Annotated in this window: 17 protein-coding genes; 3 read left to right on the plus strand and 14 right to left on the minus strand. The window is 69.7% G+C overall.

What is annotated here, in order from left to right; translation table 11 throughout:
* Window positions 1–30 precede the first annotated feature (30 nt).
* The 5 genes from uxaC to ELQ94_RS07820 form a co-directional block, all read right to left on the minus strand.
* Window positions 31–1458 (minus strand): glucuronate isomerase, encoded by a 1428-nt coding sequence (uxaC, locus tag ELQ94_RS07800; RefSeq protein WP_127048878.1) that lies wholly within the window; start codon window positions 1456–1458, stop codon window positions 31–33.
* Window positions 1455–2315, minus strand: a complete 861-nt coding sequence (locus ELQ94_RS07805; RefSeq protein ID WP_127048880.1) for an ATP-binding cassette domain-containing protein — start codon at window positions 2313–2315, stop codon at window positions 1455–1457. Before ELQ94_RS07805 ends, uxaC begins: the two co-directional genes overlap by 4 nt.
* Window positions 2312–4174 carry a dipeptide/oligopeptide/nickel ABC transporter permease/ATP-binding protein gene (locus tag ELQ94_RS07810; protein WP_127048882.1) on the minus strand — a complete coding sequence of 621 codons (1863 nt, stop codon included), beginning with the start codon at window positions 4172–4174 and terminating at the stop codon, window positions 2312–2314. Before ELQ94_RS07810 ends, ELQ94_RS07805 begins: the two co-directional genes overlap by 4 nt.
* Window positions 4171–5112: an ABC transporter permease gene (locus ELQ94_RS07815; RefSeq protein WP_127048884.1), complete on the minus strand. Its 942-nt coding sequence runs from the start codon at window positions 5110–5112 to the stop codon at window positions 4171–4173. Before ELQ94_RS07815 ends, ELQ94_RS07810 begins: the two co-directional genes overlap by 4 nt.
* Before the next feature lie 63 nt (window positions 5113–5175).
* The gene (locus tag ELQ94_RS07820) at window positions 5176–6714 is read right to left on the minus strand and encodes an ABC transporter substrate-binding protein (protein ID WP_127048886.1); all 1539 of its coding nucleotides are present in this window, start codon (window positions 6712–6714) and stop codon (window positions 5176–5178) included.
* A 269-nt stretch (window positions 6715–6983) separates the two neighbouring features.
* On the opposite strand from ELQ94_RS07820, the gene ELQ94_RS07825 reads away from it, so the two are divergent.
* Complete coding sequence (locus tag ELQ94_RS07825) at window positions 6984–7997, plus strand: LacI family DNA-binding transcriptional regulator (RefSeq protein ID WP_166404687.1); 1014 nt, start codon at window positions 6984–6986, stop codon at window positions 7995–7997.
* Between the two features lie 178 nt (window positions 7998–8175).
* Here the strand turns inward: ELQ94_RS07825 and ELQ94_RS07830 are convergent, their stop codons facing one another.
* The 4 genes from ELQ94_RS07830 to ELQ94_RS07845 form a co-directional block, all read right to left on the minus strand.
* Window positions 8176–15567: an IPT/TIG domain-containing protein gene (locus ELQ94_RS07830; RefSeq protein ID WP_127048890.1), complete on the minus strand. Its 7392-nt coding sequence runs from the start codon at window positions 15565–15567 to the stop codon at window positions 8176–8178.
* A 504-nt stretch (window positions 15568–16071) separates the two neighbouring features.
* Window positions 16072–16674 carry an isochorismatase family protein gene (locus ELQ94_RS07835; protein ID WP_127048892.1) on the minus strand — a complete coding sequence of 201 codons (603 nt, stop codon included), beginning with the start codon at window positions 16672–16674 and terminating at the stop codon, window positions 16072–16074.
* A gap of 99 nt (window positions 16675–16773) precedes the next feature.
* Complete coding sequence (locus ELQ94_RS07840) at window positions 16774–17250, minus strand: NUDIX hydrolase (RefSeq protein ID WP_127048894.1); 477 nt, start codon at window positions 17248–17250, stop codon at window positions 16774–16776.
* Window positions 17251–17406: 156 nt separating this feature from the next.
* Complete coding sequence (locus tag ELQ94_RS07845; protein WP_127048896.1) at window positions 17407–17622, minus strand: three-helix bundle dimerization domain-containing protein; 216 nt, start codon at window positions 17620–17622, stop codon at window positions 17407–17409.
* Between the two features lie 140 nt (window positions 17623–17762).
* Here ELQ94_RS07845 and ELQ94_RS07850 point away from each other — a divergent pair, with 140 nt between their 5' ends.
* Together ELQ94_RS07850 and ELQ94_RS07855 are read left to right on the plus strand one after the other, a co-directional pair.
* On the plus strand, window positions 17763–18290 hold the full coding sequence (locus ELQ94_RS07850; RefSeq protein WP_127048898.1) for a Rho termination factor N-terminal domain-containing protein: 528 nt from the start codon (window positions 17763–17765) through the stop codon (window positions 18288–18290).
* Window positions 18287–19048 carry a ParA family protein gene (locus ELQ94_RS07855; RefSeq protein ID WP_127048900.1) on the plus strand — a complete coding sequence of 254 codons (762 nt, stop codon included), beginning with the start codon at window positions 18287–18289 and terminating at the stop codon, window positions 19046–19048. Before ELQ94_RS07850 ends, ELQ94_RS07855 begins: the two co-directional genes overlap by 4 nt.
* Before the next feature lie 28 nt (window positions 19049–19076).
* Here ELQ94_RS07855 and ELQ94_RS07860 read toward each other — a convergent pair whose 3' ends face one another.
* From ELQ94_RS07860 to ELQ94_RS07880, 5 genes are read right to left on the minus strand one after another with little or no spacing between them, the layout of a single operon-like run.
* Window positions 19077–20561 carry a D-alanyl-D-alanine carboxypeptidase/D-alanyl-D-alanine-endopeptidase gene (locus ELQ94_RS07860; protein WP_243696915.1) on the minus strand — a complete coding sequence of 495 codons (1485 nt, stop codon included), beginning with the start codon at window positions 20559–20561 and terminating at the stop codon, window positions 19077–19079.
* A gap of 59 nt (window positions 20562–20620) precedes the next feature.
* On the minus strand, window positions 20621–21661 hold the full coding sequence (locus ELQ94_RS07865) for a DUF4037 domain-containing protein (RefSeq protein ID WP_243696916.1): 1041 nt from the start codon (window positions 21659–21661) through the stop codon (window positions 20621–20623).
* 17 nt (window positions 21662–21678) lie between these two features.
* Entirely contained in the window at window positions 21679–22197 is a 519-nt protein-coding gene (locus ELQ94_RS07870; RefSeq protein WP_127048902.1) for a hypothetical protein, read from the minus strand.
* Window positions 22198–22207: 10 nt separating this feature from the next.
* Window positions 22208–23278 (minus strand): Gfo/Idh/MocA family protein, encoded by a 1071-nt coding sequence (locus tag ELQ94_RS07875; RefSeq protein ID WP_127048904.1) that lies wholly within the window; start codon window positions 23276–23278, stop codon window positions 22208–22210.
* The gene (locus ELQ94_RS07880) at window positions 23275–24201 is read right to left on the minus strand and encodes an aldose 1-epimerase family protein (RefSeq protein ID WP_127048906.1); all 927 of its coding nucleotides are present in this window, start codon (window positions 24199–24201) and stop codon (window positions 23275–23277) included. Before ELQ94_RS07880 ends, ELQ94_RS07875 begins: the two co-directional genes overlap by 4 nt.
* Window positions 24202–24372: the final 171 nt, after the last annotated feature.

Below are 24372 nucleotides of genomic sequence, written 5' to 3' on the forward strand. Positions count from 1 at the left end.
CAGGATATGTGGCGCGTGAGAGAGCGTCCGTCACAGCTTGAACACCTCCCGCGGCATCGTGTCGGTGAGGTCGTGGATGATGCGACGTGCCGCAGCCGGCCGCACGCGTCCCTCGACGACGAGCCGCGCGAGGAACGACGCGTCGAGACGCCGGGACATGTCGTGGCGGGCCGGGATCGAGAGGAAGGCGCGCGTGTCGTCGATGAAGCCGGAGTGTCGGTAGAAGCCGGCCGTCTCGGTGACGGCCGAGCGGAAGCGCAGCCCGGCGTCCGGTGCGTCGAGGAACCACCAGGGCGCGCCGATGTAGACGGACGGGTAGAACCCCGCGAGCGGTGCGATCTCACGTGAGTAGACCGTCTCGTCGACGCTGAAGAGCACGAGGTGCACGTCGGGTAGGAGCCCGATCTCCTCGAGCAGCGGCCGGATCTCGTCGGTGAATCGCGTGGTGATCGGGATGTCGTTACCGGTGTCCGCGCCGAAACGCTCGAATGTCGCGGAGCTGTGGTTGCGCCGCACGCCGGGGTGGATCGTCATGACGAGGCCATCGCGCGCGCTCATGCGCCCCATCTCGAGCAGCATGTGGCCACGGAACGCGCGGGCCTCGCCGCTCGAGAGCGATCCGCCGACGGCCCGATCGTAGAACGCAGCGGCCTGATCGCCGAGGTCCACGACGAGCAGGTCCGCGATGCCGTGGTCGGCCGAGACGGCGCCGTGATCGATGAAGTACGCGCGCCGCGCCTCGAGGGCGGCGCGGTAGCCGGCGAAAGTCATCGGAGCACCCGTCGCCTCGTGCAGCCGCGCGACGTCGGCGGCGAAGCTCGGGCTCTCGGGGTCGAGGTAGCGATCGGGTCGGAAGGTCGGAAGGACCCGCCCGCGGAAAGACGCGTCGTCCCGCAGCGCCGCATGGTCGGCGAGGTCGTCGAGGGGGTCGTCGGTGGTCGCGAGCACGTCGATCCGGAACGCGTCGAAGAGGGCGCGCGGGCGGAACGCCGGTTCGGCGAGACGCGACTCGATCGCGGTGTACAGGCGACCGGCGCTGTCCGACCCGAGCTCCTCGGTGAGGCCGAAGACCTGCTCGAAGGTGCGCTCGAGCCAATAGCCGGACGCGGTCCCGGCGAACTCGTGCCAGTGCGCGGCCAGGAGGTCCCACGCCCGGCGACCAGCGGGTCGGCCATCCGCGGGACGCAGGTCGTCGTAGCTCACACCGTTGGCGTGCAGCAGGCGTGTGACGTAGTGATCGGAACTCAGCAGGAGTTCCGTCGGATCCTCGAAGGGGTGGTCCTTCCGGAGCAGGGCCGCTGGCACGTGGCCGTGCGGAGAGATGATCGGGAGGTCGGCGACGCTCTCGTAGAGGTCGCGGGCGAGGCCGCGCGTGTGCGCGTCCACTGGGAAGAGGCGGTCGTCGCCGACCGTTGTCCTCTCGGCTCCGGAGGGGGATGTGGTCAGGAGGTCTGTCATCGGTCTCCCCCGGCCACGTCCGCGAGGCGCTCGTCTTCGGCCATGCGCGCCCGCAGCGCTCGCCGCTCGGACTGCTTGTCCGGATCGGGGAGCGGGGAAGCGAGGAGCAGCCGCTGCGTGTACGGATGCTGCGGGTCCGCCGTGACCGCCGTCGAACGTCCGTGCTCGACGACATCGCCGCGATAGAGCACGGCCACCTCATGGCTGATGTGGCGGATCACGTCGAGGTCGTGGGAGATGAAGAGGTACGACACCCCGAGGTCCTGCTGGATCTCGAGGAAGAGGTCGAGCACGCGGGCCTGCGTGGTGAGGTCGAGCGCGCTCACGGGCTCGTCGCACACGATGAGCTTCGGACGCAGCGCCAGGGCACGTGCGATCGCGATGCGCTGCCGCTGTCCGCCGGAGAACTCCCGCGGCAGCCGCGTGATGGCGTTGGCGGGGAGCCCCACCCGATCGAGGAGCTCGGCCACGCGGGCACGGCTCTCGGTCGGTCCGACCTTCTGGATCTCGAGGGGCTCTGCGAGGATCTGTCCGATCTCCATCGCCGGGTTGAGCGAGGAGAACGGGTCCTGGAACACCACCTGCAGGTCGGCGGCGAGCGAGGCGCGTTTCGACCGCGCGGCCCGTGTGATGTCCACACCATCGAAGGTCACGGTCCCGCGTGTGATCGGGGCGAGGCCCAGGATGGCGCGACCGATCGTGGTCTTGCCCGATCCGGATTCCCCGACGACGCCGAGGGTCTTCCCCTGGTCGATGTCGAAGGACACACCGTGGAGGATCTCCGTCGCCCCGCGGCGGAATCCCTTCCGCGGGTAGGCGACGGCCAGGTCGTCGACCTGGAGCAGCTTCTCGGTCATCGCGTCGTCTCCTCGGTGAGCTTCGTGAGCGGTTCCCGGCCGGTGAGCATGGAACCGAGCAGGGTGCGGGTGTACGGGTGGCGCGGGTCGCGCAGGATCTCGCGCACCGGCCCCTCCTCGACGAGGCGTCCGCGCTGCATGACCGCGACGCGATCGGCGATATCCGCGACGACACCGAAGTTGTGCGTGACGAGCAGGATCGCGACCCCGAGTTCGTCGCGCATGCGGCGGAGCAGGTCGAGCACCTCCGCCTGCACCGTCACGTCGAGGGCCGTGGTGGGCTCGTCCGCGATGATGAGGTCGGGTTCGCAGCTGACCGCTCCCGCGATGAGCACGCGCTGCGCCATTCCTCCCGAGATCTCGTTCGGGTAGGAGTCGAACGTGCGCTGCGGGTCGGCGATCCCGACGCGTTCGAGGAGCTCGATCGCACGCCGCTTCGCTTCGGAGCGACTGATCCCGAGGAGCTTCACCATCGGCCGGGCCAGCTGGTGGCCGATGGTGTAGTTCGGGTCGAGGTTCGACATGGGCTCCTGCGGGATGTACGAGATCCGACGCCCACGCAGCGGCGCGACCTTCTTCTGCAGGATGCGCTCGGCGGCGGTGTCCACCGTCTGGATGTCGTCGATCACGATGCTGCCGCCCACGATGCGCGCGGAGCTCGGGAGGAGCCCGAGCACCGCGAAGGCCGTCTGGCTCTTGCCCGAGCCGGACTCGCCGACGATGCTGAGCACCTCGCCGCGGTCGATCGAGAAGCTGACGCCCTGCACGACCTTCGTGAGGCCGCCGTCCGGAGCCGGGTACCCGATCTCGAGGTCGCGGACCTCGAGCAGATGGTCGCCCGCGGGGAGCTCGCCCACGCCCGGAAGCGGGTCCGAACTGGTGGAGATCGACACGGTCGGCGCGATCTCGGGCTCCACCGCGATGGACGCCGTGCCGCTGAGGGAACCGGCCGTCATCCCGCTCGCCGCGACCGCGGCGGTCGCCTTGCGGCTCGCACGGACCTTCGGCAGGTCCTCGAGCGCGTCCCGGAGCGCGTTTCCGATGAGCACGAACGCACCGACCGTGAGACCGATCGCGAGCGCCGGCCACAGCAGGAGGGTCGGGGAGATGTAGATGTTGCGGAAGCCCTCGCTGAGCATCGCCCCCCACGTGGGCTCCGACGGGTTGCCGAGACCGAGGAATTCGAGTCCCGACTGGATCGCGATCGCGACTCCCGCGATGAGGGCCGTCTGGATGATGATGGGCGCGCGCACCACGGAGATGATGTGGCGGCTGATGATGCGGGCGTCGCTGAGACCGGAGACCCGCGCGGCATCCACGTAGAGCTCGTTCCGCACCGATTGCACGGCCGTGCGCGTCAGGCGGTAGTACCCGGGGCTCAGGAGGATGCCGAACACGATCATCGTGACCCACACGCTGGGACCCACCGCCGACCGCACCGAGAGCAGCACGATGATCGCGGGCAGGCTCATGAGGGCATTGGCCGACCAGGAGGACACGCCGTCGAAGGGTCCCCCGAAGTATCCGGCGATGAGTCCGGACGGAAGCCCGATCGCGATCGCGACGACGGCGCACAGAACGGCGGACGCGAGCGTCAACTGGGACGCCCAGAGCAGGCGGCTCCAGGTATCGCGACCCGAGCTGTCCGTGCCCAGGAGGTGGTCCCCGCCCGGATCGGCGAACGGGTTCGCGATGTCGGCTGTGGTCACACCGAACGGGGCGAGCACGGGGGCGAGGACGGCCCCCAGCACGACGAGGAGCACGATCGCGAGGCCGATGGCCCCGAGCGGGTTGCGGAGGAAGCGGAGAAGGACGTTGTCGCGTCGCGTGGACGCCGGGGCGTTGGTTGTCGCGGTCATGACACACGCACCTTCGGGTTGAGCCAGCCGTTGATGAGGTCGACGGCCAGGTTGACGATGACGACGATGACGACCGTGTAGAGGACGACACCCATGACGATGGGGATGTCCCCGCTCACGGTCGACGTGACGGCGAGCTGGCCGATACCCGGGAGCGCGAAGATGCGCTCGAGGATCACGGCGCCGCCGAGCAGGCCGACGAACTGCAGGCTGAGGACGGTGAGGCCGGCCGGTGCGGCCGCGCGCAACACGTGCTTGAGGAGGATCTCGCTCTCGCCGAGGCCACGGCTGCGGAGGGTCCGCACGAAGTCGCGGTCGCGCTGCTGGATGACCGCCGAGCGGATCTGCTGCGCGCTCGCGGTGACGTAGTTGAGCACGATCGCGATCACGGGAAGGGTGAGGGAGGCGATCCACGCGTCCGCTCCGGCTCCGGGTCCGATGCTCGAGACGGCGGGGAACCAGCCGAGCTGCACGGCGAAGACCGTCGCGAGGACCACGGCGAGGACGAAGCCCGGGATCGCGTCACCGATGACCGCGCCCACCTGCACGGCTCGGTCGATCCAGCCGCGCTTCACGGCGGCGAGCGTGCCGATCGTCGTGGCGAGGAGGGTGACGAAGAGCATCGCGACGCCGATGAGGGCAAGAGTCACCGGGAGACGCGTCGTGAGGGCGTCGGAGACGGTGAGCGTGCCGAACCAGCTGCGACCGAGATCGCCCGTGAGGGCGCTCCCGACCCAGTCGAGGAAGCGGAGAGGAAGGGGCTGGTCCAGGCCGAGCTCGATCGACTTCGCCTCGACCTGGGCCTCGGTGGCCTGATCGCCGACGATGTTCCGGGCGATGCTCGAGCCGTTGACGAAGAGCAGCGCGTAGGCGGCGGCGCAGATGACGGCGAGCAGGACGATGCCCGACGCGATGCGCTTGAGGGAATAGGTGATCACGAGTGCTCCAGTGCAGTCCGTGAGGTGGGGAGGCGGCGACGGACGCCGCCTCCCCACCGCTGGTTACGAGGCGGGCGCGTAGTTGTAGATGGACGGGACGGCCTGCTGGGTCTGCTTCTCCGTCGTGATCGTGTCCGCGTTGTAGGAGTAGACCTGGTCGATCCGGTAGACGGGGGCGAACCAGGCGTTCTCCGAGATGTACTCGTTGACGGCCTTGGCCTCCTCGGCGGAGTCGTCCCCGCCGTTCTGCACGGCGGTGATCAGCTCCTGGAGCTCCGGCGTGGTCGAGTCGAAGGGGTTGTAGATCGCCTCGGTGGAGATGATCTGGTTGATCGCGACCCACGGCTCACCCTGGAAGAGGTTCTGGTAGAGCACGGGGATCTTCCCGGAGGTGAGGTCGTCGAGGAAGGTCTGGGTGTTGACCGACACGACCTGGACGCGGATACCGACGTCGGCGAGCTGCTGCGTGAGCGCGGCCATCGCGGTCTCGAAACCGGGGCCCGCGGTGATCGGGAGGTCGAAGCCGTCGGCGTAGCCTGCCTCGGCGAGGAGATCCTTCGCCTGCTCAGGATCGAAGTCGTAACGACTGTCGAGTTCATCGACGGATGCGCCGCTGTCGGGCCCGAACACCTGCTGTGTCGGGTCGCCGTAGCCGCGCAGGATGGACTCGAGCATCGTGTCGCGGTCGATCGCGTAGTTGATGGCCTGGCGGACGCGCACGTCGGCGAGCGCCGGGACCTGCGTGCCGTCGCGGTCGAGGAGGAGCAGGCCCTGCCAGTCGACCTGGTAGTCCTCGAGCGTCTCGAAACCCGCGCCCTCGGCCTGTTCGGCGGTGGAGGCGTCGAGGATCGTGGCATCGACCTGGTTCGAGAGCAGTGCGTTGAGACGAGCCGTCAGCTCTTCGTAGGGCTTCAGCACGATCGAGTCGAACTTCTGCAGATCGGGGTTCCAGTAGTCCTCACGCGCGGTGAAGACGAGCTGCGATCCGGAGACCGACTGGGCAGTGTCCATGACGTAGGGACCTGATCCGACGGGGGTCGAGATGAGCTCATCGGTACCGAGGGTCTCGGGGCTGCCCATGAGCCCGGCGGCCTGCGAGAGGTTGTATTCGAGCGAGGGGTCGGGGGCCGAGAGGCTCAGGACGACCGTGTCGTCGTCGACGGGGTCGACGGATTCGACAGCGGCCACCTGGGCGGCCTGACGACCGTTGTTGTTCTTGAGGTTCTCGATGTTGGCCTTGACGGCCTCGGCGTCGAAGTCGGCGCCGTCGCTGAACGTGACGTCATCACGCAACTCGAGCGTGAGCTCGGTGCGGTCGTCGTTGTAGGACCACTCCGTCGCGAGCATCGGTTCGAGGGTGCCGTCGGCGGTGCGGAGGACCAGCGTGTCGTACGTGACCTGGTAGGGCTGCAGCCCATGGCCGACGTGCGCCTGCGACGGGTCCCACGACGTGGGTTCGCCGAGGATACCGAGGGTGAGGGTTCCTCCGCCCTCGGCGCTTCCGCCGCCGGTGTCGCCACCGCCGCTCGAGCAACCCGCGACAAGTGCCGCGGCGGCCATCGTCGCGGTCACGGCCGCAACTCTCTTCGAGACCAACTTCATCGTCAGTAGTCCTTCGTTTCGTCATTGATACGGAGTGCGATGCGGCGGGGAGCCTCTGCCCTGCGGCTGTTCGGGAAACGGTGCCGGGGCCATCGATATCGGGTGCCGGGGGCCGTCGATATGTGGCGAGCGTAGCAAGCGCAACCGATTGCCGCAATCGATTGCCGTGCATTGATCGCTTTTCGAGATGCGTCTGTGACCTAAGATGGCAAGCGGTTGCCAGTCGGGCCCGTGATCCGGGGCCTCGCATTCATCTCATGGGGGTTCCAATGACGGAGCGGACACGACGCCCGAGCGCGCCGACGATCTACGACATCGCCGAGAAGGCGGGAGTCGCAGCGTCGACGGTGTCGCGGGCACTCAACAAGCCGGGGCGCATCAGCACCGAGACGGAGGCGCGCATCCGCGCGGCCGCCGACGAACTGGGCTACCGCCTCAACCCCATGGCGCGCTCGCTCCAGTCCGGGCTCACCGGCAACCTCGCCCTCGTGATGTCCGACATGACGAACCCCGTCTACTTCGACCTCGTCCGGGGAGCCGAGCGGGTCACGGCCGACGCCGGCTGCACACTGCTCTTCGCGGATTCGCAGGAGAACGTGGACATCGAGCTCGACGCGGCCCAGCGGCTGCTCCGCGTTGCCGACGGACTCATGCTCGTCGGTTCACGGCTGAGCGACGAGCAGATCCTGTCGCTCAGCGCTCTGAAGCCGGTGGTGACGGTGAACCGCCTCGTGGACGGCATCCCCGCGGCGACGGCCGAGGTCGAGGTGGGCGTGCACCAGGCCGTCCGCCACCTCCACGAACTCGGCCACCGAGACATCGTCTACCTCGAGGGCCCCTCCGCGTCCTGGATGAACGGCCGCCGCCACGAGGTGATCGCCGCGGACGCCGCGGCCCTCGGGATGACGGTGACCTTCCTCGACTCGGACGGCCCCACGATAGAGGGCGGACACGCGGCCGTGCCCCGCGTCGTCGCGACGGGTGCCACGGCGGTCATCGCCTTCAACGACCTCCTGGCGTTCGGACTGCTCCAGGGATCCCGAGAGGCCGGCGTCGACGTGCCGGTGAGCCTCAGCGTGGTCGGGTTCGACGACATCTTCGGGGCGAACCTCCTGACCCCTCCCCTCACCACCGTGCGCAGCCACATGCGGAACCTCGGCGAGGCCGCTGTGCTCGCTCTGCGCAACGCCATCGCCGGCGAGGACGAGCGGGAGACGGAGCGCCCCGCGACCGAACTCATCGTGCGCGGCACGACGGGGCCCGTGGCGCCTGCCGGACCGTGATCTGCCCGCCTGCGTCTCCGTCCCCACACGGTCCCTGAGCCCGTCGAAGGGTGCTGACGACGCACGCCTGCGACACGCCTCGACAAGCTCAGCGACCGGGACTCGAGCTGACCGCACGCGGACAGCACCACGGGCCCGACGGCGGTGCGGCCGTCGGGCCCGTGGTGCTGTCCGTCGGTCAGCCGATGGCGTTCCGGCGCCGGCTGAACCAGGCGCCCGCACCTCCCACGAGGAGCAGCAGTGCTGCCAGGAGGCCCAGTCCCGCCGCGTCGGAGCCCGTCACCGCGAGTCCCGACGTGTAGGTGAAGCCACCGGAGAGCGTCGCCGAACCGCACTCGGTGGATCCGACGACGGTCACGTCGACCGATCCGGATCCGGCTGGGCTGACCGCGCGGATCTCCGTGTCACTGATCACCGTGACGCTCCGAGCCGGCGTGTTCCCGAAGAGGACCGCGGTCGCTCCGGTGAAGCACGAGCCGGTGATCGTCACCGTCGTCCCGCCGGAGGACGGTCCGCGCGGCGGCGTCACGACGTCCACATCGGTGCCGTCCGGGTCCTCGGGATCGATCGGGCCGGGGACGTCCTCACCGAAGTAGGTGAAGTCGACCGGCTCAGACGAGCCATCGGGATCGATGACCACGAGGTCCACCGTGCCCACGGGGTGGGCGGGCGAGTAGACCGTGATGACCTCGTCGCTGATGATCGCGAAGGGCTGGAAGGTCCCCTCCGGCAGGGCGGTCGGGTCGTTCAGACCGGTCCCCTCGATACCGTCGAAGGTCACCGCGGTGGCGTCCCCGAGGCCCTCACCCGTGATCGTCACGAGCGTGCCGCCCGCGACCGGGCCGCGGTCGGGGGTGATCGACGTGACGACGGGAGGTGCGGTGTACAGGTAACCGTCCGGCAGGACGGCCGGTCCGTCGACCGCGCACTCGCCGAAGCCCGTGACCGTGACGTCGACGGCACCCGCGACCGTGCCGGCCGGGACGACCGCCGTGATCTCGGTGTCGCTGACGACCACGAAGTCGGCCGGGACTCCACCGAACTCGACGCGCGTCACGCCCGTGAAGCACGAACCGGTGATGGTGACCTCCTCGCCACCGGCCAGCGGCCCCTCCGACGGGTCGACGGCATCGACCGTCGTCACGTCGAAGAACGTGAAGTCGGCGGGGGCCGACGGGCCGTCGAACGTGATGAGCGTGACCGGAACGGTTCCCGCTGCGTGCTCCGGCGTGATCACGAGGATCTCGGTGTCGCTCACGATCTCGATGAACGGAGCGGACTCGCCGTCGATCAGCACGTCGATCACGTCGTCGAAGCCCTCACCGGTGATGGTGATCTCCGTGCCGCCCGTGACGGGGCCGCGGTCGGGGTCGAGGGACTCGATGACGGGCGCACCCTCCGGTACGAACGTGAAGGCGTCCTCCGCCGTCGCTCCGCCGCATGCCGTGGGGTTCACGACGGTCACGTCCACGATGCCGGTTCCGGCCGGGGTGACGACCGTGAGGAGGCCGTCGTCCACGACGGTGAGACCGGTTCCCGGCACACCCCCGAAGAGCACCTCGGAGGTCCCGGTGAAGCAGGAACCCTCGATCGTGACGAGCGTGCCACCCTCCTCGGCGCCCGCGTTCGGGGTCACGGTCTCGATGACCGTCACCGCGACGTAGGTGAACTCCGCCGGGTCGCTCGCGCCACCCGGTCCCGTGACGATCACGTCGACGGGCCCGACGGCGTGCGGCGGGGTGACCGCCGTGATCTCCGTGTCGCTCACGACCGTGTACTCGGCCGCGGGCTCTCCGTCGAAGGTGACGCCCTCGGTGCCGGTCACGTCGAGGAAGTCCTCGCCCGTGATCGTGACCGTCGTGCCGCCCGTGACGGGTCCCTCGATGGGCTCGAGGCCGGAGATGCTCGGCGCCGCGAGGTACTCGTAGCCGTCGGGGATCGTGCCCGGTCCGTCGTCGCCACCCTCGGCGCAGTCGCCGGCGCCGACGACCGTGATGTCCACGAGGCCGGGCGTGCCGGCCGGCGCGACGGCCGTGATCTCCGTGTCGCTCACGACGGTGAAGCTCGTCGCGGGGGTGTCGCCGAAGAGCACGGCGGTCGCTCCCGTGAAGCACGAGCCCGTGATGGTCACGGTGTTGCCTCCCGCTTCCGGTCCCGCCTCGGGGTCCACCTCCTCGATCGTCGTGACGTCGAAGTAGGTGAAGTCGGAGGGAGCCGAGGCTCCCACGTCGGTCACGACCTGCACGTTGACGGTCTCCGGCGCGTGCGCTGGAGTGACGAACACGAGCTCCGTGTCGCTCACGATCGTGACGTCGGCCTCCGGCACGGCGACACCGTCCACGAGGACCTCCTCCGCGTCGTCGAACCCGGCGCCCGTGACGGTCACCTCGGTGCCGCCGACGGACGGGCCGCGGTCGGGCTCGAGGGCGTCGATGGTGGCCGCGCCGTCCGGCACGAAGGTGAAGGCGTCCTCGATGGTCCCGTCGCCGCACTCCGTCGGGTTCACGACCGTGACATCGACCGTGCCGACCCCGGCGGGCGTCGTCGCGGTGATCTCGGTGTCGCTCACGACGGTGATGCTCGCCGCGGAGGTGTCCCCGAAGAGAACGTCCGTGGCTCCCGTGAAGCAGGAACCCGTGATGGTCACGACCGTGCCGCCGTCCTCGTCGCCCGCGTTCGGTGCGACGTCGTCGATCTCGGCGACCGGGTAGTACTCGAAGTCGCCGGGTTCGGAAACGCCGGACGGCGCCGTCACGACCACGTCGACGACGCCGGGGACGTCGCCCGCCGGGGTCGTCACGGTGATCTCCGTGTCGCTCACGACGACCAGGTCCGTCCCGGGCACTCCGCCGAAGGTGACCTCGGTCGCGTCGGTGAAGCCGGTGCCCGTGATCGTCACCTCGGTGCCGCCCGTGACGGGTCCGCGCTCGGGGTCGAGTTCGGTGACGAGCGGAGCCGCGAGGTACTCGAAGCCGTCCGGCAGCGTGCCCGGGCCATCCTCGCCTCCGAGCCCGCACTCGCCCGCACCGACGACCGTGACGTCCACGCTGCCGACGGCGATGCTGGCCGGCGCTGTCGCGGTGATGACGGTGTCGCTGACCACGACCACGTCGGTCGCGGGGACGTCGCCGAAGAGCACGGCGGTCGCATCGGTGAAGCAGGAACCGATGATCGTCACCCCGGTGCCGCCCGCGAGCGGTCCCTCATCGGGGGTGACCGTGTCCACGGTCGTGACGCCCACGTAGGTGAAGTCGAGCGGAGCCGAGGCGCCTCCCGCGTTCGTCACGACGACGTCGACCGTCTCCGGTGCATGCGGCGGGGTCACGAGGGTGATCTCGGTGTCGTCCACGATCGTGAAGCCGACCTCTTCGCCGTCGATCGTGACCGACGTGGTCGAGTCGAGACCCGTACCCGTGATCGTCACGGCGGTGCCGCCCACCTCCGGTCCCCGGTCGGGGTCGATGGCGGTGAGGACAGGAGCGCCCTCCGGCACGTAGGTAAATGCGTCCTCGAGCGTCGCGTCGCCGCACTCGCCCGGGTTCACCACGGTCACGTCGACCGTGCCGATACCCGCGGGGGTGACGGCCGTGATGGTGCCGTCGTCCACGACCACGACGTCGGTCGCCGGCTCGTCACCGAAGAGGACGCCCGTGGCACCCGTGAAGCACGAACCCGTGATCGTCACGGTCTCGCCTCCCGGCTCCTCGCCGGACGCCGGCGTCACCGCGGTGATCTCGGCGACGGCGAAGTAGGTGAATTCACCGGGCTCCGACGCGCCACCGCCCGCGAAGACGACGACCTGCACGGGACCAGGGGCCGCCGCACTCGGGGTCGTCACGGTGATCTCGGTGTCGCTCACGACGGTGAGCTCGGTGCCCGCGAAACCACCGAAGAGGACGGTCGTCGTGCCGGTGAAGCCGGTGCCGGTGATGGTGACCTCGGTGCCGCCCGTGACGGGTCCGCGCTCGGGGTCGAGCGCGGCGATGGCCGGGGCGTCGAGGTAGGTGTAGCCGCCCGGAAGGGTCGCGTCGCCGCATTCCCCACCGCCGATCACCGTGACGTCGACCGCACCGGCGGTGACGCCCGCGGGAACGAGCACGGTGATCTCCGTGTCGCTCACGACCGAGAAGACCGTCGCGGGAACGTCGCCGAAGAGCACGCCCGTGGCGCCCGTGAAGCAGGAGCCCGTGATCGTCACGACCGAACCGCCCGCGAGCGGACCCTCGTCGGGATCGACCTCGTCGACCTCGGCGGTCGCGAAGTAGGTGAAGTCGAGCGGAGCCGACGGACCGACCTCGTTGGTGACGATCACGTCCACCGTCTCCGGCGCGTGCGGCGGAGTGGTGAAGGTGAGCTCGGTGTCGCTCACGACGTCGAAGTCGGCCTCGATGCCGTCGACCGTGACGCTCGTGGTGCCGTCGAAGTCCGTTCCCGTGACGATGACGAGAGTGTCGCCGCCCTCCGGTCCGCGGTCCGGGTCGAGCTCGGTGAGCGTCGGGGCGACCGGTGGGAGGTACTCGAAGCCGTCCTCGAGCGCGCCGTCGCCGGCCTCACCCGGGTTGAGGACCACGACGTCGACGGTGCCGACGCCGGCGGGGGTGACGGCCGTGATGGTCTCGTCGTCCACGACGACGAACTCGGTGGCCGGGACACCATCGAAGGTCACGCCGGTGGCGCCGGTGAAGGCGTCGCCCGTGATCGTGACGGCGGTGCCGCCGGCCTCGTCACCCGTCTCCGGGTCGATGGCCGTGACAACCGTCACGGGGAAGTACTCGAAGGGCAGCGCGGCGGAGGACCCGACGGGCGACGTCACGACGACGTCGACGGTGCCGGGGCCGCCGGCCGGGGACGTCACGGTGATCTCAGTGTCGCTCACGACGACCAGTTCCGTACCGGGCTCACCACCGAAGGTGACCTCGGTGACGCCGGTGAAGCCGGTGCCCGTGATCGTCACCTCGGTGCCGCCCGTGACCGGGCCGCGGTCGGGGTCGAGCTCGGTGGTGGCGGGCACGGCGAGGTAGCTGAAGCCGTCCGGAAGCGTTCCGGGGCCGTCGGGACCGCCGTCTGCGCAGTCGCCGGCGCCCACGACGGTCACATCGACCGCGCCGATGGCGTCGCCCGCCGGCGTGACGGCGGTGATCTCGGTGTCGCTCACGACCGTGAAGGACGTGGCGGACTCGTCGCCGAAGAGCACGTCGGTCGCGCCGGTGAAGCACGATCCCGTGATGGTCACATCCGTGCCGCCCGCGATCGGGCCGGCCTCGGGATCGATCGCGTCGACCGCGGTCACGGCGTAGTACTCGAAGTCGGCGGGAGCGGACGCGCCCACGTCGGTGACGACCTGGACGCCGACCGTCGCGGGCACGTGGGGCGGGGAGACCGCGAGGATCTCGGTGTCGCTGATGATGTCGAAGTCGGCGGCGGGCTCGCCGTCGAAGAGGACCTCTTCGGTGTCGTCGAAACCGGAGCCGGTGATCGTCACCTCGGTGCCGCCCACCTCCGGGCCGCGGTCGGGGTCGATCCCGTCGATGACGGCGGCGCCGTCGGGCACGAACGTGAAGGCGTCCTCGAGCGTCCCGTCACCGCACTCGGTGGGGTTCTGCACGGTCACGTCGACGGTGCCCTCACCGGCCGGCGAGATCACCGTGATGGTGGTGTCGTCCACGACCTCGAACTCGGTGCCCGGCGTGGTTCCGAAGAGCACGCCGGTGGCACCGGTGAAGCAGCTGCCGGTGATCGTGACGAGGGTTCCGCCGTCCTCGTCGCCGAAGCCGGGGTCGATCCCGGTGACCTCGGTGAGCGGGAAGAACGTGAACTCGCCCGGGGTGGAGACGCCGTCGGGGTTCGTGATCGTCACGTCGACGGTCGCGGGGGCGTGCGGCGGCGTGACGGCGGTGATCTCGGTGTCGCTCACGACCGTGTAGCTCGCGGCGGGGTCGCCGTCGAAGAGCACGGCGTCCGCGCCGGCGACGTCCTCGAAGCCGGTGCCCGTGATGGTCACCTCTGTCCCGCCGGTCACCGGTCCCCTGTCGGGGTCGATCGTGCCGATGGTCGGCACGGCGAGCGGCACGGCCGTGACGGTCGCCGAGGCGAGGTTCAGCGTGACGACGTCGGCGAGGCCAGGAAGGACCTCGACGCGCACGGCCGTCTGGGTGAACGAGGCCGCGTCGGTGCCCGCAGGGTCGCGGAAGGCGCCCGGCTGCTCCTGCACGTTGAGCGTGACGCTCACGACATCGTTCACGAGGTCGAGGAGCGGCGAGAGCGCCGTTACGGCGGTCGTGGCGACGGCGGTGACTGCCACCTCGAGGCCGTCGAGGTCGACGGCGGTGGCGACCACGGGAGCGAGGACGTCCGGCACGAGCGTGTCGGTGACGAGCGTCGTGAGCGGGGTCAGCAGGGTCCCGACCGGGAGACCGACGAGGCTCGTGCCCGCGAGATCCACGTCGGGGGCGGGCTGGCCGTCGTTGCCGAGGAAGCCTCCGAGCGAACCGGTGATCGTCGTGTTCACCACGCCGATTCCACCGACGATGGGGAGCGAGGCGTCGGCGTTGATCGTGATCGCGAGGGTCGTCGAGTTGAGGACGTCGGTCACCGCGTCGACGAGCGCCTCCGGCAGCTGGTCCGTGAGGATGTCGCTGATCGCTGCGGTGATCTGAGCGTTGATGGCCGGGTCGTCCAGCAGCTGCGTGTTCGGGGCGAGGTCGTTGAGCGCGTACAGCTCGTCGAGGTCGATGAGGATCTCGCCCGTACCGAGGTCGATGGTGACCGGCCCGCTCACGAAGGCGTCGGCGGTCGCCGCATCGAGCGCGGTTCCGAGGTCGACGTTCAGCGTGGAGGTGACCTCCGCGTTCGACAGCGTGACGAGGCCGAGGAGAGTCCGCAGGAGGGCCTGGATCGGCGCGATCAGCTGCGCGCTCGTGTCTGAGATGGCACCGTCGGTGCCCGCGATGGCGTTCACGGTGGCGCTCGTGTCGGCGAGCGTGCCGTCGAGTCCCGTCGTGAGGTCCCCGAGAGCGGGGCTCTGCAGACGGAGCACTCCGCTCGCGACCTGGTAGTCGCTCGTCGTCGTCACGTCCGAGCCGCGTGAGGATTCCGCACGCGCGGACAGCGCTCCGAGCTCGAGGCTCAGTGTGCTGATGAGGTCGTCGGCCGCGGCGGCGTCGAGCACCGGCCCGAGATCGAGGGTCGTCTGCTGCTCGAGGGAACCGTTGCCGGCGACGATCGCGCCGGTGCCCGTGATGAGCCCGGACGCCGCGACGGCGCCGTCGACACCGGTCTCCGCGTACTGCCCGGTCGCTCCGAGGTCGAGGACATCGTTGCCTCCGAAGAGCTGGAGGCCGAGCCCGATGTCGATGAGGCTCAACACGGTCACGTCGAGCGGCGCGTTCTCCGCGCCGCCCGGCGTGAACTGCGAGTACGGGCCGTCGAGTTCGGCGATGTCGTCCAGATCGACGAGACCGTCGCCGCTCAGGAACAAGGCCTCCGCTTGTGCGCGGTCGCCGGGAGCCGCCACGGCGGCCCCTGCTCCCGCAGCGGCGAAGAGAGTCGCCACCACTGTCGCGGAGAGCACCCGGAACCATGTCCTGGCCGGGTGCTTCCTGTCTCTGTCCTTCTGGGTTGACGTCCGTGCGGCATCGTCCGATTGTCCGATTTTCGCCGCGCTCGACCGATAGTCCATTGTGTTTTCCCCTCACTGAACCATTCGGAGGCAGCTCCGGCCGCGACCCGGAGGTCGCGGCTCGTCGCTGAGCCCGTTTCAGCAAGGTAGGCAGCGCGCAGCGGCCATCTCAAGGTGACAGCAGCATTCAGGGGAGAAACCAGTAGTCGCCCGTCGGGACCCCCGGACGCCCGTCCGGGGGGTTGCGGTGGACGCGCGCGCCGTCGTATCCGCGCGTGTCCGCACGCACGAGAATCGCGTCCGTGACGGTCGCCCGGGAGCCACCGTCAGGACGCGGCGGACGATCAACCATCCGGACGGTCGAGGACTCCGAACGATGGAGGGCCTGGGAGGAGGTGCGACCTCCCGGGCCCTCCATCCGACCGTGTGAAAAGACCTCGTCAGCGGCGGCGACGCTCAGTCGGCGCTGGGCCCGGCGACGACGGAGCTCGTCTCGAGTAGTCCGCCGTGGTGGGCGATCTCGGCGAGCGCCGCGGCGCTCGGCTCGGGGGCGACCCCGGCTACGAGGTCGGTGAGGATCCGCACGTGCAGGCCGTGCTCGATCGCGTCGAGCGCCGTCGCGCGAACGCAGTGGTCGGTCGCGATGCCGACGACATCGACCTCCGTGACACCCCGATCGACGAGGGCCGCGGTCGCGCTCGCCCCGTCGTCGGTCGTGCCCTCGAAGAGCGAGTAGGCCGGTACGCCCTGCCCCTTCCGCACGTGAACGTCGACGAGCGACGCATCGAGCGCCGGGTGGTAGTCGGCGCCGGGTGTGCCGGCGACGCAGTGCCGCGGCCACGTGTCCATGAAGTCGGGCTCACCGTCGGCGAAGTGTCCGCCGTTCGAGTTGCCGTCGTCGTGCCAGTCGCGCGATGCGACGACCACCGAGTAGGCGCCGCTCGTGCGTCGGACGAACGCCGTGACGCCCTCGGCGACGGCCCCTCCCCCGTCGACGCCCAGGGCGCCTCCCTCGGTGAAGTCGTTCTGCACGTCGACGATGAGAAGTGCGCGCGTCATGGGGTCCTCCGGGCGATCGATTCCTCGTCCTCTGATTCTACGAAGGGCGAACCGCCCGGTCGAGTGCCGGACAACTAACGGTCGAGTCGACTCGAGCGTTCAGCGCCCGGGTGCCTGGAAGCGCGTGTCCGGTCGGTCTTCGACGGCCGCCGCGATCCGCGAGCGCATGTCGTCGCTCATCGGCGGGAGGGCGTCGAGCGGGAACCAACGGGCCTCGGTGTTCTCACCGTCGGCCGGCGTCGGGTCTCCCCCGGTCCAGGCCAGGCGGAAGACGAGGTCGAGGTATTGCGACTCGTCGCCGTTCGGGTAGATCACGGGTTCGGTGACGCGCACCCACGCGAGTCGTTCGACGACGGACGAGACGCCGGCCTCCTCCTCCACCTCGCGGACGGCCGCGTACGCCGGCTCCTCACCCGGATCGATGATCCCGGTGACGGGCGTCCACGCGCCGTTGTCCGTGCGCTTCACGAGGAGAACGTCGGAGCCGTCGAGCACGACGGCGGTGACGCCGGACAACCACAGCGGGTCGGTGCCGATCTTCTCTCGGAGGGCGATGATGAAATCCGGGGTGGCCATCCCCGGACTCTACCGGGCCGGGGCGGCACGAATCCCTGGTCGAACCTGCCTCACGCCGCTCATCTGCGACCACTCGCGCGCGCCTGCCCCCGAGTTGACGCATATCGCGGGTGCGCGGCCTCCGCCACCCACCGGATGCGACCACGCGCGCACTCCTCAGACGAGAGAGGAGGATCGCCCGTTCGAGAGGCGCTTCTTGGTCGCTCGTTCCACGAGGATCGGGATGTAATCCCTGACCGGTCGTCCGGTGAGAGCGTCGAACTCGATGCGGGTCGCACTCTCGATGTCCGTCCTCGAGATGTCAGGATGCGTGACCTCGAGACGCGCGACGATCTGCTCGAATGTCTCTTCTTCGACTGATTGTCTGGGCATGTGACGAGTCTGATGAGCGTATGCATCGTGGTCAACAGGAGAACGGCCCTGCCGTCCGAGTCGCGTCAACTGTTCATCTGACTCGGTCACTACGGTAGGAGGAGCGGCCCGTCGCGGTCGAACCCCAGGAGGTGCGCATCATGGCGCGAACGAAGAACGATTCGAAGAACACCCCGAGCACGTCGGTCGAGAAGAAGACCGCACAGAAGAAGGCGAAGAAGGCCCTCGCGAAGGCGGAGAAGTCGGTTCGAGTCGCTCACGAGGCGGTGAAGTCGTCGAGCAAGAAGCTGCGCAAGGAAGCGCGAGCCCTTTCCGAGAAGACGGAGAAGCTCACCGCGAAGCACGAGAAGGCCGCGAGGAAGCTCGCCATCGAATCCGCCAAGGTGGCGAAGGTGAAAGCGGCGAGCACGCCGGCTCAGAAGCTGCCGAGCACGGCGGCCACCCCGCTGCCGACCCCCGCACGCCCTCCCGTGTCCCTCGCTACGACGGGGCGCGACACATCGTCGACGAAGAAGCGGTCGCTCACCCCGCCGCTGCCGAAGCCGAGCGCGGTCGCTCCGACCCTCATCGAGTTGCGTCGGCAGGCGAAGGAGCAGCAGGTCCGTGGGTACTCCCGCCTGAGCAAGGCCGACCTCATCGCAGCTCTCGACGCGGCGAGGCGCGCGTGAAGACCATCGCGGTCTACAGCACGAAAGGCGGCGTCGGGAAGACGACGGCGGCCGTGAACCTGGCGTGGGAAGCGGCGAAAGAACTCCGGGTGCTGCTCTGGGATCTCGACCCACAGGGCGCCGCGACGTTCCTGCTGAAGGTCAAGCCGAAGCTCAAGGGCGGTGTGGGAGCGCTCGTCGCAGGCCGGAGCACCGTGACGGGAGCCATCCGATCGACCGCGATCGCGAACCTCGACGTGCTTCCGGCCGATGCCAGCTACCGCGACCTCGACCTCGTCTTCGATCATGCGAAGAAGTCGGAGCAGCGGGTCGCGAAGGTCCTCGAGCAGATCGACGACGATTACGACGTGGTGATCCTGGACTGCCCGCCCGGTGCATCGCTGGTGGCCGAGAACGCCGTGTTCAGCGCGCACGTCGTCGTGGTCCCGCTCGTGCCGTCGCCATTGTCGATGCGATCACTCGAGCAGGTCACCGAGTTCGTGGCAGATGCCGGGTCCAAGGTGCGCGTGATCGGCTTCCTGTCGATGGTCGACCGGCGGAAGACCCAACACCGTGCGGCCGTCGACGAGCTTCCACAGGCCGACAGCTCGGTCACGGACATCGTCGTTCCGGCGACCGTCCAGGTCGAGCGGATGGGCACCGTTCGGGAGCCCATCGGCCGTTACGCCCCCACCTCCGAGGCCGCGCTCGCCTTCGGCGAGCTCTGGAAACGCGTCGCGTCGACCGCGAAGGTCAAAGCCCGCGGAAGCAAGCGCTGACCGGCTTCCCGAGGACGGAGAGGATCGATCAGGCGTTCGAGAGGCTGTCCCCGCAGCGGAAGAACGCCGTGGTGAGCGCGTCGACGCCCTCCACCGTGGTCCACGGAAGGGTCTCACCGACCGTCCCGAGGGCGTAGATCGTGAAGACGAGGGTCGAGCCGTCGGCCGCCTCGATGATGCCCGACAGTGTGTATGCGGAGAGGATGTACCCCGTCTTCGCGAACACGTGGCCGCGCGCCGCCTCGTTGTCCCCCGTGAAACGCCTGTCCTCGTCGAGGGTGCCCGTCTCCCCGGCGACCGGGAGGCCCGCCTCGATGGCTTCGAGCTCGCCGACGCCGTCCTCCACGAGCCCGAACAACCGAGTGAGGTACGACGGCGGCACTGCGTTGGCCGTGCTGAGACCGGAACCGTCGGCGACGACGATGCCGTCCGTCGGGATGCCGTACTCGGCGAGCGCCTCGGGGATGGCCTGCTGCAGCGACGCGAAGGTGTTGCCGGCTCCGAGCTCGATCGAGACGAGCCGTGCGAGCGCCTCGGCGATCATGTTGTCGCTCTCGAGCAGGCTGTCGTGGATGAGGGAGGCCACCGTCGGGGACGACACCGAGGCGAGTTCGTCGGCTCCGACGGATGCCGTGCCCGTCTCCACCGTCGCGCCCGGGAAGTACTTCGCGAAGGCCTCGGCCGTGCGCGCCACGGGGTCGGTGCCTCGCGGCGAGCCGGTGCGCGTCGGGTCCTCGCGATCGCCGTCGACCTGGAGGGCCGTCACCCGCGTCTGGTACCCCTCGGCCGGCGAGTTCGGGTTCCAGTCGGGGCGCCAGTCGTCCGTGCCGAAGAGTGAGGAGTCGATGACGAGGCGGCTCACCGCGGTCGTCTCCCCCGCGGCGGTGAGGGCGACGGTGGTCTTCGCCGCGAGATCGTCGAGATGCGCGGCATCCGTGTAGACGGATTCCTCCCCGGTCGGCATCCGCGAGAGCGTGATGTCCCCGCCGCCCACGAGCACGATCGTGCCGGGCTCGTCGCCCGCGACGACGCGCGTCTCGAAGGTGCGATCGGCCCCGAAGACGGCGAGCGCCGCCGCCGAGGTGATGACCTTGAAGGTGCTCGCGGTGCGGGCGGGGGTGTCGCCGGACCGGTCGAACAGGATCTCCCCCGTGTCGGCGTTGCGCACCTGCGCCTGGAGCGTCGCGAGTCGCGGGTCGGCGGCGGCGTCCGCGACCGAGCACATCCGCGGGGCCGTCGCCGGCACCGGATCGTCCGCGACGATGCGCGGGTCCTCGGTGGGTGTCGGGGTCGGAGTGGGGGTGACGACAGGCGCCGCCGTCGCTGTGGTCGCGACGGCTCCGAGGGACAGGACCGATGCTCCGACGAGCACCGCGGCGAGCGCTGCCGCGACGATGGACCGCGCCGCGCCACCGGGCGCGAACGGCCCCCTCCGCCGGATGTGCCGCGCGGCACCCTCCACCGTCCCGGGTCGCCCGGTCGTCTCGGGGACAGATGGGGCGGGCGAAGTCACTCCTCGATTCTACGAGCGGTCGGCGGGGGACGTCCGCCGACGGTGGAGGAGCACGACCGTCACTCCGTGCACGGCTTCAGCGCGACCGCCGCTCGGCGCGCTCCGGCGTCGACGAGCACATCCACGTTGTCCGTGCGCTGCTCGACGGAACCTCGACCGCGCGGAAGACGTCGAACCTCCTCCTCGACGACTGCGTCGAGGAGTTGCGCGACGATCGCCGGGTGCGGGTGCACATACGGCCGGTCCCAGAACGGCACCGTCGCCTGGTGCACGTCCGACAGCCCGATCTCTGTCTGATGTCGGTTCAGCTCCTCGAGCGCTGCGGCGATGCCGCGCTGCCGGTCGGCGCCGTTTCCGGCGCGCAACGCGCCGTGGAGGGACGACTGCACCTCGTCAGCACACGCCAGCGTCCGGAAGAGAGAGCCGAACCACTTCGCATACGGTGGCCAGCGTCGTTCGAGCAGGAACGCGAGGTGCATGATCGTCTGTGCCAGACGGGCCGCGATCACGCGGGAGCCGAGGTCGTCTCCGACGTCGGCCGCGCGTCCCATCAGCGGCAGCTCCTGCTCGATACGAATCCAGTCGCACGCGAGGACGTAGCGCCAGACGTCGTCCGGGTACCACCTGAGCGCACCGCGAACCGCGGAGAGCTCGCCCGTTGCGTCCACGAAGACCGGCCCAGCCGTGAGCTCGAGCGCCGCCTGCCCGGAGACGGACAGCCAGTCGGTCACCGACATCCCCTCACGCGGATCGAAGCCCAGGCGCGCGTCCGCGAACTCCCCCACGCTGGACACCTCGACGTGATGCTGTGACTCCGTCGCCCCGGTGAAGGCGAAGCGGACGGGGAGCCCGCGGAACGCATCGGGCAGTCGCTGCTCCAGCTCCCGGTCCACCTCCTCGACGGCGTCCGCCGGGACGAAGAGACTCAGCCGAAGCCCCCAATCGTGGTCGCGCGACACGGCGTCGTCGAGGCCGAGCACGTCGGATCCCGAACCGAGACGGCCGGCCGCAAGCAGGAGCCCGGGGAACCGCTCGGCCATGACAGGTGCGACGACCTGCTGGAAGAACGCCCGCGATAGCTCGGCGCCATCGTCATCCACGGTCGTTGCACCGCCGATCAGCGGAGCCGCTCATGGGCGAAGGCGATCGCCTTCTCGAGACTCTCCGACCAATGCCGTCTGACCGGCAGCACCTGAGGCGGAGCTCCGTCGCGCGGCAGCCCGGTGTACGGAAGCAGGTGTCGAATCCACTCCCGCTCGCTCCGGGGGCTCCCGAACGGCCCGTTGGAGACCATGAATCGCTCGGATCTCCTCGGCCCCGTGCCGAGTTCGAGGATGCTGAAGCTCCACTGGTTCGTCATCGCTCGCGCCCACACGATGTGGGTGAGCGGCACGGGTGCCGCGCCGTTGATGCGGATGAGGCCGGTGCGCTCGTCGAACTCCGCGTACTGATTGAAGACGATGAGCACGGGGGTGGTGACGGCCGGGATGATCAGGAACATCAGCATCAGCGGAGTGTTCTCCGGGTGGGAGCTCAGGAGGGAGAAGACAGAGCCCACGAGCGTCATGCCGACGCCGAAGATCAGGCCCATGATGATCCCACGCCACGGCATCGGCCGTCCGAAACGGACGATCATGCGTACCACCTCAGCGCGGAGCGGCCGCGGAGCCCTCCGCGGGCACACCCGGTGCGCTCTCCGTGGGGTAGGTCAGGCCGGTCTGGACGCGGATGGCGTCGAGGGTGCCCATGATCGCGACGGACTGCTCGACGGGCAGGATGTCACCGGACAGCAGGCCCGTCGCAGCGAGGCGCTCGAGCTCGGCCGCCTGGTAGCGCATGCCTCGACCCTCCACGGCGGTTCCGTCGATCTCCTCGATGACCTTCCCGTCGGACCCCATGTGACGGACGACCGTCGGCGGGTACCAGGTGCGGTCGAAGTCGAGCCAACCGTCCGTCCCGACGACCGTCGCGCGGTTCGGCCCGGCGGCGTCGCTCGCACACACGGTCGCCGCGGTCGCTCCCGACGCGTACCGGAAGAGGGTGGACGTCTGCGCATCCGCACCGGTGTCCTTGAAGATCGCTGTCGCCGTGATCTCCTCCGGAGCACCGAGCACATCCCACGTGAACGAGATCGGGTAGATGCCGAGATCGAGGAGCGCCCCGCCTCCGAGCGCGAGGTCGTTGAGGCGGTGCGACGGGTCGTCCGGCAGGTCCTGGTTGTGGTCCACCGTGACCGAGCGGAGGTCGCCGAGCACTCCGGACCGGACGATCTCGCGTACGCGCACCATGTGCGGGAGGAAGCGTGTCCACATCGCCTCGAGCGCCACTTTGCCCACGCGAGCGGCCGTGTCGGCGATGAGCCGGGCCTCCGCCTCGTTGATCGTGAACGGCTTCTCGACGAGCACGTGCTTGCCGGCCTCGAGCATCATGACGGCGTTCTCGGCGTGGAACGGATGGGGCGTTCCGATGTACACGGCGTCGACGTCCGGATCGGCGGCGAGCTCCGCGTAGCTGCCGTGGGCGCGCCCGATGCCGTGCTCCTCGGCGAAACGCCCAGCCGACTCGACCGATCGCGATCCGACCGCGACGACGGGGAAACCTCCGCCGAGCAGGTCGGTCGCGAAGTTGGTGCTGATTCCCCCTGTGCCGAGGATCCCCCACCGCAGTCCGGTCGGGGTGATGGTCGTGGGTGTCTGGTCGATCGTACGATCGGTCATCGTCTCTCCTCGTTCAGGTCGGCCCGGATGCCCCAGTGCACCTCGAGAGTGTCGCCCGGTTCCAGCCACGTGAGGCCGTCTCCGGTATTGAAGGCGTTCGCCGGCATGGTCAGGGGTTCCACGGCGAGCGCGACGCCGCCGGGCCGCAGCTTCGTGGACACGAAGGCCTGCACCCAGGCGAAGGCCTCGTCTGCCCACAGGGTGACGGTGGAGCCGTCGGGCGCCGTGACAACGTGCTCGACCCGCCCGGCGACGACCTCGAGGTCCGTGTAGGCGTCGTCGAGCGTCAGATCACCGACGACCGGGCCCTGCCGCAGATCCTTGTCCGCCGGAACGGGCGCGGTGCCCGTTGGGTTCATCCGGTCGTCGACGAGCACGATCGTCGATCCCGTACTCGTGAGCGTGAGCTCGGCCGTCGGTGTGTCGCCGATGCGGAGGTACGGGTGCGCGCCGACACCGACGGGCGCGGCTGCCCGCCCGTGGTTCGTGATGCGGTGGGTGATCTCGAGACCGTCCTCGGCGAGGGCGTACTCCACCTCGGTCGCGAGGCTGAACGGGTACCCCCGGGTGGGGTGGATCGGCGCGCGCAGCACGACCCGGGCGTCCGCGAGGCGCTCGACGGCGTACGCGGTGTTCCGGAGCAGCCCGTGGGACGCGTTGCCGAACTTCGGCTCGCTCACATCGAGCTGCATGGGCTCACCGTCGAGCTCCCACTTCCCGTCGCGCACGCGGTTGGGCCACGGCACGAGGATCGCGCCCTGCGACTGCTTCGGCAGCGCGTCGACAGGGAAACCCTCGACGATCTCGATGCCGTCGACGGTGAGGCGGCGGAGGAAGGCCCCCACCTCGGTGACGGTCGCCGAGACGCGTCCGGAGGAGAGGTCGACCTGGATTCCGGTGGGATACCACTCCGATGTGCTCACGGTTCCGAAGCCTAATGGAGGGGACGCTCGAAGGCCCACCGTCGCACCGGCCGTCGAGCGGGGCGTGAGGGCCGTCGTGTGGCCCTCGCGCTGCCTCTCGATCAGCGCCCGGCGAGCGCCTCCCTGCCTGAGCCTCAGCGGCGAGCGTAGAGGGGAAGGGATGCCGGGCAC

The sequence above is a fragment of the Labedella endophytica genome, from assembly GCF_003990045.1.
Taxonomy (GTDB): Bacteria; Actinomycetota; Actinomycetes; order Actinomycetales; family Microbacteriaceae; genus Labedella; species Labedella endophytica.